We start from the raw sequence: 14,237 nt of genomic DNA on the forward strand, positions 1-14,237 counted from the left end.
GTACAAGACCGCGGCGGTGCCCGGGGCGCAGCATCGGGGCATGGGAACAGAGCGCTTCGACACCAAGATCGCCGTGCTGCTGCGGGACGACCTGGCGACCTGGCAGCGGCTGAACGTGACCGCCTTCGCGGTCAGCGGGCTCGGCACGGCGGAACCGGAGCTGATCGGCGAGCCGTACGCGGACGCCGACGACGTCGAGTACCTGCCGATGTTCCGCCAGCCCGTGCTGGTCTTCGAGGGGGCGAAGGAGGTGCTGACCGCCGCGCACCGGCGAGCGCTGTCCCGCTCGCTGCGGATCTCGGTGTTCACCGCTGACCTGTTCAGCACCGGCAACGACCGGGACAACCGGGCGGCCGTGCGGGCGGTGGGCACCGATCACCTCGACCTGGTGGGGTTGGCCGTGCACGGGCCGCGCAACGCGGTGGACAAGGTGCTCAAGGGCGCCCGGATGCACCCGTGAGGTTCGCGCCCGGCGCAGTGACCATGCCTTCTACCAGCTGAAATGGGGGTCGGCTAAGGGAGAAGCCCCGAGTCGATCGGGGGTGCGCCCCGCCATGATCGCGATCGAGGTCCGAGATGCGGATCTCGATCGCGAACGCGGTCAGCGTCGCCCGCGACATCGACGCGGTCCGGCGGGCGCTCGGCGAGGAGCAGCTCAGCCTCTACGGCATCTCCTACGGCACGCTGGTCGGCCAGATGTACGCGGAGAACTTCCCCGACCGGGTCCGCGCGCTGGTCCTCGACAGCGTCATGGACCACAGCCTCAGCGCCAGCGACTTCCTCGTCACGGAAGCGGAGACGGCCGAGGACTCCTTCGCCGAGTTGGCGAAGTGGTGCGCGGAGGACGCGCAGTGCGCGCTGCACGGCGAAGACGTCGGCGCGGTCTACGACGAGCTCTACAAGCGGGCCGAGAACGGCGAGCTGCACGCGCCGGGCGACCCCAGCACGCCGATCGGGCCGGTGGAGCTGAGCCGCAGCACGCTCGGCCACTTCTACGGGCCGAACTGGCAGTCGCTCGCGGAGCAGCTCAAGGCGCTGCGCGACGACCGGCCGACGCCGACCGCGCAGGCCGCACCCGAGACCATCCCGTACTCGGTGGCCGCGTTCTGCGGCGACTGGAACACCGACGTCGACACCGCCGAGCAGTACGCGCAGGAGTGGCAGCGGCAGAACGACGTCGCGCCGCACATGCGGTTCGGCCTGGGCGGCGGGGTCGCGTGGGGCTGCATCGACTGGCCCTCGCCGGTCCAGAACCCCCAGCACGTGCCGCAGATCCGCACCGAAGCCCCCGTCCTGATCGCCAACGCCCAGCACGACCCGGCCACCGGCTACGCCTGGGCGACCAATGTGGACCGGCAGATCGAGCAGGCCGCGCTGCTGACCTACGACGGCTGGGGCCACGGCGTCTACTCCCGCAGCGGGTGCACCGTCTCGGCCGTCGACCGGTACCTCGTCGACGGCGTCGTCCCGCCGGAGGGCGCGCGCTGCGCGGCGGTGCCGCCGACGGAGAACCCGCCGGTCCGGCCGTACGTCGGCTGGGGCGGCTGAAACGCCGATCTCGCGCGAAACCGCCGTTTCCCGTGGGGCGCGAGTGGCGGTTTCGCGCGAAATCGCCCCATCCGCCGCGCCGCGCGGCCGTGTCTCTACCCTGGGGGCATGGCCGTTGCGGTGCGTGTGATCCCCTGCTTGGACGTCGATCAGGGGCGGGTCGTCAAAGGTGTGAACTTCACCAACCTCCGGGATGCGGGCGACCCCGTCGAGCTCGCCCGCGCCTACGACGCGGAGGGCGCCGACGAGCTGACCTTCCTGGACGTCACGGCCTCCTCCGGCAACCGGGAGACCACCTTCGACGTGGTCCGCCGCACCGCCGAGCAGGTGTTCATCCCGCTGACCGTCGGCGGCGGCGTGCGCAGCCCCGAGGACATCAACCGGCTGCTGCGCGCCGGGGCGGACAAGGTCAGCCTCAACACCGCGGCGATCGCCCGGCCCGAGCTGCTCAGCGAGGCCTCGCAGCGCTTCGGCGCCCAGTGCGTGGTGCTGTCGGTGGACGCGCGCCGGGTGCCCGAAGGCGGGCAGCCGACCGCGTCCGGCTACGAGGTCACCACGCACGGCGGTCGCCGCGGCACCGGGATCTGCGCGGTCGAGTGGGCGGCGAGGGGCCAGCAGCTCGGCGTCGGCGAGATCCTGCTGAACTCGATGGACGCCGACGGCACCAAGTCCGGGTTCGACCTGGAGATGATCCGCGCGGTGCGGGCGGTGGTGGACGTGCCGCTGATCGCCAGCGGCGGAGCCGGGGCCGTGGAGCACTTCGCGCCCGCGGTGCACGCGGGGGCCGACGCGGTGCTGGCCGCCAGCGTGTTCCACTTCGGACAGCTGAAGATCAGCGACGTCAAGGACGCCATGCGGGCGGAAGGGATCACGGTGCGATGAGTCTGGACCCGGCGATCTCGGCTCGCCTCAAGCGCAACGCCGACGGGCTGGTCGCGGCGATCGCGCAGCAGCGCGGCACCGGCGAGGTGCTGATGATGGCGTGGATGGACGACGAGGCGCTGCACCGCACCCTCACCACCCGCCGCGCCACCTACTTCTCCCGCAGCCGCCAGCAGTACTGGGTCAAGGGCGAGACCTCCGGCCACACCCAGCACGTGCACGAGGTCCGCCTGGACTGCGACGGCGACACGATCCTCCTGGTCGTGGACCAGGAGGGCGCGGCCTGCCACACCGGAGACCGAACCTGCTTCGACGCCGACGTCCTGCTGAGCTGAGTCCCAGCGGCTGGCTTCCGCTGCGGTGCCGTTGCCGTTGGCCGTCCGCAGGCGCTCGGTCTCCGGGGTGCACGCGATTTCAATGGAAATCGGACCTCCGATTTCCATTGAAGTCGCAGGAACCCGGACGACCTGCCCACATCCGTCGGCATGTCGGGCGCCGGACGCGCCGACGGGTGCAGTTTCAATTGAAACTGTGATCCCCCGTGGGTGGGAACCGCGGTTTCAACTGAGCCTTTTTCATCCTGTCCGTGGACCGCAGCTGCGAAGGGCGACCGGCACCGGTCGGCAGGTGTCGCATGCGCCGCAGGCGCATAGCCCACCCTCGCAGCTCGCACCGCCGCGGGTTCACGGTGCCCACCCCTCTGGGGTTCCTTCCGGCGAGGACGGCCCAACTGCCGTGTATTGGCATACATAAAGTTGGGCACCCGGAGTCCAGGCGGGCGCTGAGGTTCCGCCACCGGCACCGCCACGCAGAACGAGGTTGGAAAAACCTCACTGAAACTGCGGTCCGGTGCCTCAGCCGAGGTCGCCGGTGAGGTAGCGCTGGAGGTTGGGGGCGATCGCCGCCACCACCGTGTCGTGGTCGGCTGAGGCCAGGGGTTCCAGGCGGACCACGTAGCGGGCCATGCCCAGGCCGACGATCTGGGACCCGCAGAGCGCTCCGCGCAGGTCCGGCTGGTCCACGTCGAGGGCCTTGATCAGCTTCTCGAACATCACGTTCTGGATGAACTCCCGGAGCATCGCCACCGCGTTCTCGTTGGACGCGATGCTGCGCACCAGGGCCGCGAACTGGCCGCCCTCGGCGTTGTCCCACACCGCCAGGAACCGCCGCAGCAACCGCTCGGCCAGGTGCTCCCGGTCCCCGGTCAGCAGCATCGGCACGATCTCGTCCGGGTTCACCGGGATGTGGACCGCGGCGGAGAACAGCCCGGCCTTGCCGCCGAACCAGTGGTTGACCATCGCCGGGTCGACCCCGGCCTGCGCTGCGATGGCGCGGACCGTCGCCGCGTCGTAGCCCTGCTCGGTGAACACCTCGCGGGCCGCCGCCAGCAGCGCGGCCTTGGTGTCGGCGCCGCTGGGGCGCCGCCCGCGCCGCTTGGGCCCGGTGCCGTTCGTTGCACTGCTCACCCGCTCATCCTGGCCGCAGCGGCGGGGTGGGGGCAAAGCGGCCCGGAGGGCGCGCGCGGGCCGGAACGGGTGCGCGGCACAATGACGACATGGTCGGCGACGGTGATATCGGCTCAATCAGTCCCGGACGCGAGGAGTTCCGCGCCCTGGCCGCGGATCGCCGGGTGATCCCGGTGGTGCGGCGGCTGCTCGCGGACGACGAGACCCCGCTCGGGGTGTACCGCAAGCTCGCCGGGGACCGCCCCGGGACGTTCCTGTTCGAATCCGCGGAGAACGGGCGCTCCTGGTCGCGATGGTCCTTCGTCGGTGCCCGCAGCGCCGCCGCGCTGACCGTCCGCGACGGCCAGGCGCACTGGACGGGCACCCCGCCCGTCGGCCTGCCCGAGGGCGGTGACCCGCTGCAGGCGCTGCGCGAGACGGTCCGCCTGCTGCAGACCGACCCGCTGCCGGGGCTGCCGCCGCTGACCGGCGGCATGGTCGGCTACCTCGGCTACGACGCGGTGCGCAGGCTGGAGCGGCTGCCCGAGCTCACCGAGGACGACCTGCAGATCCCCGAGCTGGTCATGCTGCTGGCCACCGATCTCGCCGCGCTGGACCACCACGAGGGCACCATCACCCTGATCGCCAACGCGGTGAACTGGGACGACAGCCCGGAGCGGGTGGACGCGGCCTACGACGACGCGGTGCGCCGCCTGGACGAGATGACCGAGCAGCTGTGCACGCCGTCGGCGCCCACGGTGGCCGCCTTCTCCCGGCCCGCCCCGCAGTTCGTCCGCCGCCGCCAGCCCGAGGAGCACCACGCGGCGGTGGAGAAGGCGAAGGAGGCGATCCGCGCGGGCGAGGCGTTCCAGGTGGTGGTCTCCCAGCGCTTCGAGATGGCCACCACCGCCGACGCGCTGGACATCTACCGCGTCCTGCGCACCACCAACCCCAGCCCGTACATGTACCTGCTGCGGCTGGAGGCGCCGGACGGCGGCACCCCGTTCGACATCGTCGGCTCCAGCCCGGAGTCGCTGGTGACGGTGCGCGACGGCCAGGCCACCACGCACCCGATCGCCGGGACCCGCTGGCGCGGCGCCGACGAGGACGAGGACTCGCTGCTGGAGAAGGAGCTGCTCAACGACGACAAGGAGCGCGCCGAGCACCTGATGCTCGTCGACCTCGGCCGCAACGACCTGGGCCGGGTCTGCAAGCCGGGTTCGGTGCACGTCGTCGACTTCTTCCGCATCGAGCGCTACAGCCACGTCATGCACATCGTGTCGACCGTGACCGGGCAGCTCGCCGAGGACAAGACGGCTTTCGACGCGATCGCGGCCTGCTTCCCGGCGGGCACCCTGTCCGGTGCGCCCAAGCCGCGCGCGCTGGAGCTGATCGAGGAGCTGGAGCCGACGCGCCGCGCCCAGTACGGCGGGGTGGTCGGCTACCTGGACTTCGCCGGGGACGCCGACACCGCGATCGCGATCCGCACCGCGCTGGTCCGCGACGGCACGGCGTACGTGCAGGCCGGTGGCGGGATCGTGGCCGACTCGGACCCGGTTGCGGAGGACCAGGAGTGCCTGAACAAGGCGCGCGCGGTGCTGAACGCGGTCGCGACGGCGGAGACGCTGTCCCGGCCGCGCGGCGAGCAGGTGACGGAGGAGCGGGTTGACCACCGAGCCGGGATCTGAACCGAGCCGGTCCAGAGGGCTGTTGTGGCTGGTCGTGCTGCTGGCGCTGGCCGCGGCCGGGGTCCTGTGGGGCGCCAGCGCGCTGGTCTGGGCCGAGCAGCTGTTCCGCGGTTCGTTCGGCAACGAGGTCCTCGTCGGGCTGACGGGCGCGGACCTGCGCCCGGAGCTCGTGCCGATGGCGCTGGCATCGCTGGCCGCCGTGGCCGCGGTGCTGGCCACCGGCGGCTGGCTGCGGCGGCTGGTGGGCCTGCTGGTGGTCGTCGCGGGCGCCGCGCTGGCCTGGCGCGGCGTGCAGGCGTTCACCGGCGGCCTGACGGTGACGAGCGCGCCGGACGCGCCGCCGGGCAGCACCCCGGTCGGCGAGGTCGCCGCACAGCCGTACGGGCCGCTGCTGGTGCTGGTCGCCGCGGTGCTGCTGGTGCTGGCCGGGGCGCTGGTGCTGCTGCGAGCCGGGCGGATGCCCGCGATGGGCGCGAAGTATTCGGCACCCGGGACGGCGAAGCGGAAATCCCACGATCCGGACCGGCAGATGTGGCAGGACCTGGATGCCGGTCGCGATCCGACCGACGATCAGGATCGCTGAATTTACTTCAAGTTTCCCCGCGAGGCCGGAAAACCCAGTTCGGCACGGTTCCGAACGGTCGCACCGCCTGCGCGCAAGGGTCGAAGGTCCTTGCTGCGCTGGGACGTTCCGGACACCCCTTGGTGGGCCGGACCCCGGGTGAGGTTTAGCATCGGCCATGCGACGGCACGGCGGGAAGGGGAGTGTCGTGATCGAGCGCAATGAGTTCATCTGCGCATCCAACTCGTGGATCGAGGACTTGCGGGTGGCTGTTCGGGGCAGGGCCGGCGAGGTGTTCGCGTGACCGTTCTGGAATCCATCATCGAAGGCGTTCGCGAAGATCTGGCAGTTCGCGAATCCGCGATTCCGTTCGACGAGATCAAGCAGCTGTCCGCGGCGGCGCCGCCGCCGCACGACGTGCTCGCCGCCTTGCGGGCCCCCGGCGTGGGTGTCATCGCGGAGGTCAAGCGGCGCAGCCCGTCCAAGGGCGAGCTGGCCGAGATCGGCGAACCGGCCGAGCTGGCCGCCGACTACGCCGACGCCGGGGCGCGGGTGATCAGCGTCCTCACCGAGGGCCGCCGGTTCGGCGGATCGCTGGCCGACTTCGACGCGGTGCGCGCCCGGGTCACCGGCACCCCGCTGCTGCGCAAGGACTTCATCGTCAGCCCGTACCAGGTGCACGAGGCCCGCGCGCACGGCGCGGACATGGTGCTGCTGATCGTCTCGGCGCTGGAGCAGAACGCGCTGGAAGCGCTGCTGGACCGGGTCGAGTCGCTGGGCATGACCGCGCTGGTCGAGGTGCACACCGCCGAGGAGGCCGACCGCGCGCTCGAGGCAGGGGCGAAAGTGATTGGCATCAACGCCCGCAACCTGCATACGCTCGAGGTCGACCGCGACGTGTTCGGCCGGATCGCGCCGGGACTGCCGCAGGACGTCCTCAAGATCGCCGAGTCCGGGGTTCGCGGACCCAGCGACCTGATGGCCTACGCGGGGTCGGGCGCGGACGCGGTGCTGGTGGGCGAAGGCCTGGTGACCAGCGACAATCCCAAGACGGCCGTCACCCAGCTGGTGACCGCCGGGTCGCACCCCGCATGTCCGCGGCCGAGCCGGTGATCGGGCGGCGCGGGGTCGGCGGAGCACAGGAGGTAGGGCAATGACCGTGGGGGCGGACACCGCGCGCGCACACCGGCAGGGCAAGGCCGTGCCGGAGGGGCACGACCCGGACGAGCGCGGCCACTTCGGGGAGTACGGCGGCCGGTTCATGCCGGAGGCGCTGATCGCGGCGCAGGACGAGCTCGCCGCCGAGTACGCCAAGGCGCAGCGCGACCCCCAGTACCTCGCCGAGCTCGACGACCTGCTGCGCAACTACGCGGGGCGCCCGTCGCTGCTGACCGAGGCCAAGCGGTTCGCCGAGCACGCGGGCGGCGCGCGGATCCTGCTCAAGCGGGAGGACCTCAACCACACCGGCTCGCACAAGATCAACAACGTGCTGGGCCAGGCGCTGCTGGTCAAGCGGATGGGCAAGCGCCGGGTCATCGCCGAGACCGGCGCCGGGCAGCACGGCGTGGCCACCGCCACCGCCTGCGCCCTGCTCGGCCTCGAGTGCGTGATCTACATGGGCAAGGTCGACACCGAGCGGCAGGCCCTCAACGTGGCGCGGATGCGGCTGCTGGGCGCGGAGGTCATCCCGGTCAGCACCGGCTCGGCGACCCTCAAGGACGCCATCAACGAGGCGCTGCGGGACTGGGTCGCCAACGTCGACCACACCCACTACCTGCTGGGCACCGCCGCGGGCGCGCACCCGTTCCCGATGATGGTCCGCAACTTCCACCGGGTCATCGGCGACGAGGCCCGCGAGCAGGTGCTGGAGATGACCGGTCGGCTGCCCGACGCGGTCGCGGCCTGCGTCGGCGGCGGCTCCAACGCCATCGGCATCTTCCACGGCTTCATCGACGACCCGGACGTGCGGCTGGTCGGGTTCGAACCGGCCGGGCACGGCATCGAGTCCGGCGAGCACGGCGCGACCCTCTGCGAGGGCACCCCCGGCACGCTGCACGGCGCCCGCTCCTACCTGCTGCAGGACGACGACGGGCAGGTCGTCGAGGCGTACTCGATCTCGGCCGGGCTGGACTACCCGGGCGTCGGTCCGGAGCACTCGTACCTGAAGGACGTCGGCCGCGCCGAGTACCGGCCGGTGACCGATGACGAGGCCATGCAGGCGTTCAAGCTGCTGTCGCGGACCGAGGGCATCATCCCGGCCATCGAGTCCGCGCACGCGCTGGCCGGGGCGCTGGAGCTCGGCAAGGAGCTCGGCCCGGAGGCGATCATCGTGGTCAGCCTCTCCGGCCGGGGTGACAAGGACATGGACACGGCGGCGAAGTACTTCGGGCTCGTCGACGAGGCTCAGGAGGGTGCGCGGTGAGCCTGCGCGAGGTTTTCCAGGCCTGCCGGGAGGAGCAGCGCGCCGCGCTGATCGGGTACCTGCCCGCCGGGTTCCCGACGGTGGCGGAGTCCAAGGAGCTGTTCCGGGCGATGCTGACCGGCGCCGACGGCTCGGCCGGGTGCGACGTCGTCGAGGTCGGCATCCCGTTCTCCGACCCGGTGATGGACGGCCCCACCATCCAGGCGGCCAGCGACAAGGCGCTGCGCGCGGGCTTCCGGCTCCGCGACGTCTTCGACGTGGTCTCCTCGATCGCCGAGGCCGGTGGGAACGCCGTGGTGATGACCTACTGGAACCCGGTGCACCACTACGGCCCGAACGCCTTCGCCCGCGACCTCAAGGCCGCCGGCGGGCTCGGCGTGATCACCCCGGACCTGATCCCGGACGAGGGCGAGGACTGGATCGCCGCCACCGACGAGCACGGGCTGGACCGGATCTTCCTGGTCGCCCCGTCCTCCACGGAGGAGCGGCTGGCCCTGACCTCGAAGGCGACCAGCGGGTTCATCTACGCGACGTCGGTGATGGGCGTGACCGGCGCCCGCGAGAGCGTCGGCTCCGCGGCGGCGGGCCTGGTCCAGCGCACCCGCGCGCACACGGACCTGCCGATCGGCGTGGGCCTCGGCGTGCGCTCCGGCGAGCAGGCGGCCGAGGTCGCCTCCTTCGCGGACGGCGTCATCGTCGGCTCGGCCTTCGTGACCGCCGCGGAGCAGAACGGCGTCGCCGGGGTCCGAGAGCTCACCGAAGAACTGGCCCGGGGCGTCCGCAGCCGCTGAAGCTGAAGTTCCGCCGTCCGACCGCGATCTCCACCGAGGTTCTGGCGGTGCGGCTGGCGGAACCTCGGCGCCCGTCCGCACCGCAGGTACCAGGCCTCGCGCGTGCCGACGGGACACGCAATTTCCATTGAAATCGGACGTCCGATTTCAATGGAAATCGCGCGTGACCCGGCCCCGGAGCCATCCCCGGTTCGGCTGAACGGGTGATGGCGGTGCGCTGTTCGCCGAGGCGCAACGCGGTGAACGGACCCCCGCCCGGAACCCGAGCGGGGGCCGCGCGCCCCGTGCTGGGGCGACCGATACCGTTAGCGCTGTGAGTGCCCCGGTTGCCGCCACGGCGAATTCGTTCTTGGCCAACATCCCGAGCCCGCCGCAAGGTGTGTGGTACATCGGCCCGGTCCCCCTGCGCGCCTACGCGCTGTGCATCATCGCGGGCATCATCGCCGCGGTCTGGATCGGCAGCCGACGCTGGGTCGCGCGCGGTGGCACCGAAGGCACGGTCATCGACATCGCGGTGTTCGCGGTGCCGTTCGGCCTGGTCGGCGGTCGGCTCTACCACGTGGCCACGGACTGGCACAAGTACTTCGGCCCGGACCGGAACCCGCTGGACGCGCTCAAGATCTGGGAAGGCGGCCTGGGCATCTGGGGCGCCGTCGCCCTCGGCGCGGTGGGCGCCTGGATCGGCTGCCGCCGACGCGGCGTCCCGCTGGCCGCGTTCGCCGACGCCGTCGCGCCCGGCATCATCCTGGCTCAGGCCATCGGCCGCCTGGGCAACTGGTTCAACCAGGAGCTCTACGGCGCGGAGACGACCGTGCCGTGGGGCCTGGAGATCTACCGGCGCGTCGACCCGGCCACCGGCCTCAACGACCCGATCGGCGGGGTCGCGGTCGACTCCACGCCGATGTTCGTCGTGCACCCGACGTTCCTCTACGAGCTGCTGTGGAACCTGCTGGTCTTCGCGCTGGTCCTCTGGGCGGACCGCAAGTTCCGGATGGGGCACGGCCGGGTGTTCGCGCTCTACGTCGCGGGCTACACCCTCGGCCGGTTGTGGATCGAGATGATGCGCACCGACGACGCCACCCTCCTCTTCGGCATCCGCATCAACATCTTCACCTCGCTGATCGTCTTCGCGGGCGCGGTGCTGTACCTGGTGATCGTCCGGGGCGGCCGCGAGGACCCCGAGCAGCTGAAGGGCAAGCCGATGCCGGGCGAAGCCCCGGCGGAGCCGAAGGCGAAGGCGGACGTGGAGGAGCCGAAGAAGCCGGAGGCGGATGAGGCCGAGCCGGAGGCGACCGAGGCGAAAGCCGAGGACGCCGGAGGCGACAGCGGCTCGCAGGCGCGGAGCGCCGAGAAGGACTGACGCTACGCGGCGCCGAGCGCGTGGGAGAGCCGCGCAGCGGCGTCGACCACCGCGGCCGCGGCGCGGTCGAGGTCGTCCGGCGGTAGCCGGAAGACCGGGGCGGAGACGTTGAGCGCGGCGACGGTCGCGCCGCGGAAGTCGCGGACCGGGGCCGCGACGGCGACCAGGCCCGGTTCGGACTCCTCGGCGGCGACGCTGTAGCCCGCGTTCTGCTCGGCGTGCAGGCGGGCCCGGATCTCGTCCGGGGTTCGGGGTGCTCGTTCGGTGCCGGGCAGCCTTTCCGGTTGGGCGTTCAGGATCGCGTCGACCTCGTCGGCGGGGCGGCCGCACAGCAGGGCTCTGCCGCTGGCCGTGCAGTTGAGCGGGGAGAGCCTGCCGATCCACTCGTTGGCCTGGAGCGCTCGTCCCGGGCGTTCGGCCAGCACCGTCACGGCGGCGTTGCCGCTGAGCACCGTCAAGTACGCCGCTTCACCCGTGGTGCGCATGAGGTCGCGGACCACGGGTGAAGCCTGTTGCAGCAGGCGGCTCTCGCTGGCTGCTCCGGCGAGCGCGAACAGCTGCCAGCCCAGCCGGTACTCCAGCGTTTCCGGGTCGCGTTCGACGAAGCCGCCTTCGGCCAGCACCTTCAGCGTGCGCGAGACCTGCGTCTTCTCCTTGCCCAGCGCTTCGGCGACCGACTGCACCCGCAGCGGTCCGGATCCGAGCGCGCGCAGCACGTCCAAAGCTCGCTGGACGCTGCTCAAGCCATCGGTGGTCACCGCACCATTCTCAATCAGGCCGTGCGTATGGAGCAACTTCAGTTGTTTCATGCGCTCGCCGTTCCTACGGTCGAGTTCCATGTGTGGAATTGCGGCTTTGCACCACCCGACGTCCGTCCCGACCGCCGAGGGGGCGCCGATGCTCGACGCGATCGAGCACCGCGGTCCCGACGGCCGGGACCACCGGCAGGTCGGCGGGCACGCGTGGCTCGGGCACGTCCGGCTGTCGATCGTCGACCTCGACGGCGGGCGCCAGCCGCTCGCCGGACCGGGCGGGTGGTCCCTGGTCTGCAACGGCGAGATCTACAACCACGAGGAACTGCGCGACGAGCTCGGCGAGCAGGACTTCCGCACCGCTTCGGACAGCGAGTCCGCGCTGGTGCTCCTGGCGCGGTCCGGGCCCGCCGCGCTGGACCGGTTGCGGGGCATGTGGGCGCTGTGCGCGGCAGCGCCGGACGGCCGGTTCGTCGCGGCCCGGGACCGGCTCGGCATCAAGCCGCTGTACTGGGCCGAGGTCGGCGGGGTCCGCTACTTCGCCTCCGAGCTGCGCGCCTTCCCGACCGCGGTGCAGGCCGCCGTCGAGACCTTCCCGCCCGGGTGCTTCTGGACGCCGGGGACCGGTCTCGTCCGGTTCGCCGACCCGGTGCCGGAGGTGCTGCCGGACTGGTCCGGGCTGCCCACCGAGATCGCCGAGAAGACGACCCGCGAGGTGCTCATCGACTCCGTCCGGCGGCACCTGATGGCCGACGTCGAGGTGGGGGTGTTCCTCTCCGGCGGCCTGGACTCCAGCATCGTCGCCGCCATCGCCGCCGAGGAGCGCGCCGCGGTCGGGCAGCGGCTGAAGACCTTCGCGGTCGGCACCGCCGACTCACCGGACCTGCTGGCCGCCCGCGCCGCCGCGGAGCACCTCGGGACCGAGCACCGCGAAGCGGTCTTCGACGCCGACCGCGCGATCGCCGCGCTCGACGCCGTGGTGGAGTCCGTCGAGTCCTTCGACGCGAGCCTGATCCGCAGCGCGGTCCCCAACTGGTTCCTCGCCGAGCTGGCCGCCCAGCACGTCAAGGCGGTGCTGACCGGGGAAGGCGCGGACGAGCTGTTCGCCGGGTACGGCTACTACCACCGCTCGCACGCCGCCGAGCTGCCCGACGAGCTCGCCCGCACCATCGGCGAGCTGCACGGGCTGAACCTGCAGCGCTGCGACCGAGTCACCATGGCGCACGGTCTGGAAGCCCGCGTGCCGTTCCTGGACGCGGACGTCATCGCGCACGCGATGTCGCTGCCGGACGAGCTGAAGCAGCTCGAGAACGGTGTGGAGAAGGCCCACCTGCGCCGCGCGTTCACCGGCTGGCTGCCCGACGAACTGCTGTGGCGGCGCAAGTCCCAGTTCGGCACCGGCAGCGGTGCGCAGGACCTGCTCACCCCGCACTGGGAATCGCGAGTGACCGACGCGGACCTGGCCACCACCGACGCCCCGGTCCGGACCAAGGAGGAACTGGCCTACCACCGGACCTTCCGCAACGCCCTGCCGAACGTCCGCCCGGAAGCCGTCCTCACCCGCTTCGCCACCGCCTGACACCCCTCCGATCCGACACGACACCCGGGTGCGCGATTTCAATGGAAGTCGGACGTCCGATTTCCATTGAACTTGTTCATCCTGCCCGTGGACCGCAGCTGCGACGGGCGGTCGGCACCGGTCGGCAGGTGTCGCATGCGCCGCAGGCGCATAACCCACGCTGTCAGCTTGCACCGCCGCGGGTTCTCAGCGTTCGCCTGGCGAGGACGGCCCTGACGCCGTGTATCGGGTCATACATAAGTCAGGGACCCCGCAGTCCAGGCAGGCGCTGAGGTTCCGCCACTTGCACCGCCACGCAGAACGAGGTTGGAAAAACCTCAGTGAAATCGCGTCCTCCTCGCGCGGGGCTCAGCCCCGGATCGGGGCGATGACGGGTGAGCCGTCGGGGGTGTGGAGGACCGTGACGCGGGCCGTGTAGCGCTGCTCCAGGGCTTCCGGGGTGAGCACCTCGGCGGGGGTGCCCTCGGCCGCCACCCGGCCGGAGTCCAGCAGGAGGAGGCGCTCCGCGTACTGCGCTGCCAGCGTCAGGTCGTGCAGCGTCATGACCACCGTGGTGCCCAGCTCCCGGCGGAGCTCGTCGACCAGGTCGAGCAGGGCTTGCGCGTGCCCGACGTCCAGACCGGTCGTCGGCTCGTCGAGCAGCAGCACCCCCGCCCGCTGCGCCAGGGCGCGGGCCAGCACGGCGCGCTGGCGCTCGCCGCCGGAGAGCGTGGCCAGGGCGCGTTCCGCCAGTCGCGCGAGGTCGAGGCGGTCGAGCACGGTGCGCACGACCTCCAGGTCGCCCGGGCCTTCACGGCCCAGCAGGCCGAGGTGCGGGGTGCGGCCGAGCAGCACGTAGTCGGTGACGGTCAGGCCGATGGGCAGCTGCGGGATCTGCGGTGCGTAGCCGATCGCGCGGGCCCGTTCGCGGCGGCGCAGCTCGGCCAGCGGACGGCCGTCGACCAGCACTGCGCCCTCGTGGCGCACCAGCCCGGCGATGGCTTTCAGCAGCGTCGACTTGCCCGCGCCGTTCGGGCCGATGATGCCCAGCCAGCCACCGGCGTCCACAGTGGCCGAAACCCCGGAGAGCACCGTGCCCCGCCGGTAGCTCGCCGACAGCTCGCGCACTTCCAACCGACTCACAGTACCGCCTCTCCGCGATTCAAAGTGGTGGTGGCGTTTCGGGGTGATCTCGCGGTTTTCGGGGTTTCTTGTGGCTGGGTCGCGTC

Annotated in this window: 14 protein-coding genes; 11 read left to right on the top strand and 3 right to left on the bottom strand. The window is 71.8% G+C overall.

What is annotated here, in order from left to right; translation table 11 throughout:
• Positions 1–40 precede the first annotated feature (40 nt).
• From F1721_RS20840 to hisI, 4 genes are all read left to right on the top strand, one after another.
• Entirely contained in the window at positions 41–460 is a 420-nt protein-coding gene (locus tag F1721_RS20840; protein WP_246155208.1) for a DUF2000 domain-containing protein, read from the top strand.
• Between the two features lie 116 nt (positions 461–576).
• Positions 577–1,548 (top strand): alpha/beta hydrolase, encoded by a 972-nt coding sequence (locus F1721_RS20845; RefSeq protein WP_150068407.1) that lies wholly within the window; start codon positions 577–579, stop codon positions 1,546–1,548.
• A gap of 108 nt (positions 1,549–1,656) precedes the next feature.
• Positions 1,657–2,430, top strand: coding sequence for an imidazole glycerol phosphate synthase subunit HisF (gene hisF, locus F1721_RS20850; protein WP_150068408.1), 774 nt, complete (start codon positions 1,657–1,659; stop codon positions 2,428–2,430).
• Positions 2,427–2,765 carry a phosphoribosyl-AMP cyclohydrolase gene (gene hisI, locus F1721_RS20855; RefSeq protein WP_150068409.1) on the top strand — a complete coding sequence of 113 codons (339 nt, stop codon included), beginning with the start codon at positions 2,427–2,429 and terminating at the stop codon, positions 2,763–2,765. Before hisF ends, hisI begins: the two co-directional genes overlap by 4 nt.
• Positions 2,766–3,284: 519 nt before the next feature.
• On the opposite strand, the gene F1721_RS20860 is transcribed toward hisI, so the two are convergent.
• Complete coding sequence (locus F1721_RS20860) at positions 3,285–3,896, bottom strand: TetR/AcrR family transcriptional regulator (RefSeq protein WP_150068410.1); 612 nt, start codon at positions 3,894–3,896, stop codon at positions 3,285–3,287.
• An 89-nt stretch (positions 3,897–3,985) separates the two neighbouring features.
• On the opposite strand from F1721_RS20860, the gene F1721_RS20865 reads away from it, so the two are divergent.
• From F1721_RS20865 to lgt, 6 genes are all read left to right on the top strand, one after another.
• Positions 3,986–5,563: an anthranilate synthase component I gene (locus tag F1721_RS20865; RefSeq protein ID WP_150068411.1), complete on the top strand. Its 1,578-nt coding sequence runs from the start codon at positions 3,986–3,988 to the stop codon at positions 5,561–5,563.
• A complete protein-coding gene (locus tag F1721_RS20870; RefSeq protein ID WP_150068412.1) occupies positions 5,541–6,146 on the top strand; it encodes a Trp biosynthesis-associated membrane protein in 606 nt (201 codons plus the stop codon). Before F1721_RS20865 ends, F1721_RS20870 begins: the two co-directional genes overlap by 23 nt.
• A gap of 279 nt (positions 6,147–6,425) precedes the next feature.
• On the top strand, positions 6,426–7,238 hold the full coding sequence (gene trpC, locus F1721_RS20875; protein WP_150068413.1) for an indole-3-glycerol phosphate synthase TrpC: 813 nt from the start codon (positions 6,426–6,428) through the stop codon (positions 7,236–7,238).
• A gap of 40 nt (positions 7,239–7,278) precedes the next feature.
• The gene (trpB, locus tag F1721_RS20880) at positions 7,279–8,547 is read left to right on the top strand and encodes a tryptophan synthase subunit beta (protein ID WP_150068414.1); all 1,269 of its coding nucleotides are present in this window, start codon (positions 7,279–7,281) and stop codon (positions 8,545–8,547) included.
• The gene (trpA, locus tag F1721_RS20885) at positions 8,544–9,338 is read left to right on the top strand and encodes a tryptophan synthase subunit alpha (protein WP_150068415.1); all 795 of its coding nucleotides are present in this window, start codon (positions 8,544–8,546) and stop codon (positions 9,336–9,338) included. The genes trpB and trpA overlap by 4 nt, the downstream gene beginning before the upstream one ends.
• Before the next feature lie 313 nt (positions 9,339–9,651).
• Positions 9,652–10,698 (top strand): prolipoprotein diacylglyceryl transferase, encoded by a 1,047-nt coding sequence (gene lgt, locus F1721_RS20890; protein WP_150068416.1) that lies wholly within the window; start codon positions 9,652–9,654, stop codon positions 10,696–10,698.
• Positions 10,699–10,700: 2 nt separating this feature from the next.
• On the opposite strand, the gene F1721_RS20895 is transcribed toward lgt, so the two are convergent.
• The gene (locus tag F1721_RS20895) at positions 10,701–11,456 is read right to left on the bottom strand and encodes an IclR family transcriptional regulator (RefSeq protein ID WP_150068417.1); all 756 of its coding nucleotides are present in this window, start codon (positions 11,454–11,456) and stop codon (positions 10,701–10,703) included.
• A 79-nt stretch (positions 11,457–11,535) separates the two neighbouring features.
• Here F1721_RS20895 and asnB point away from each other — a divergent pair, with 79 nt between their 5' ends.
• A complete protein-coding gene (gene asnB, locus F1721_RS20900) occupies positions 11,536–13,029 on the top strand; it encodes an asparagine synthase (glutamine-hydrolyzing) (RefSeq protein ID WP_150068418.1) in 1,494 nt (497 codons plus the stop codon).
• A 348-nt stretch (positions 13,030–13,377) separates the two neighbouring features.
• Here the strand turns inward: asnB and F1721_RS20905 are convergent, their stop codons facing one another.
• Positions 13,378–14,151: an ABC transporter ATP-binding protein gene (locus F1721_RS20905; RefSeq protein ID WP_150068419.1), complete on the bottom strand. Its 774-nt coding sequence runs from the start codon at positions 14,149–14,151 to the stop codon at positions 13,378–13,380.
• Positions 14,152–14,237 lie beyond the last annotated feature (86 nt).

The organism is Saccharopolyspora hirsuta (assembly GCF_008630535.1).
GTDB classification, from domain to species: Bacteria; Actinomycetota; Actinomycetes; order Mycobacteriales; family Pseudonocardiaceae; genus Saccharopolyspora; species Saccharopolyspora hirsuta.

Coding starts and splice junctions, on each gene's coding strand:
- trpB (WP_150068414.1), top strand. CDS start 7,279: ATGACCGTGGGGGCGGACACCGCGCGCGCACACCGGCAGGGCAAGGCC.
- F1721_RS20865 (WP_150068411.1), top strand. CDS start 3,986: ATGGTCGGCGACGGTGATATCGGCTCAATCAGTCCCGGACGCGAGGAG.
- F1721_RS20840 (WP_246155208.1), top strand. CDS start 41: ATGGGAACAGAGCGCTTCGACACCAAGATCGCCGTGCTGCTGCGGGAC.
- hisI (WP_150068409.1), top strand. CDS start 2,427: ATGAGTCTGGACCCGGCGATCTCGGCTCGCCTCAAGCGCAACGCCGAC.
- asnB (WP_150068418.1), top strand. CDS start 11,536: ATGTGTGGAATTGCGGCTTTGCACCACCCGACGTCCGTCCCGACCGCC.
- F1721_RS20845 (WP_150068407.1), top strand. CDS start 577: ATGCGGATCTCGATCGCGAACGCGGTCAGCGTCGCCCGCGACATCGAC.
- hisF (WP_150068408.1), top strand. CDS start 1,657: ATGGCCGTTGCGGTGCGTGTGATCCCCTGCTTGGACGTCGATCAGGGG.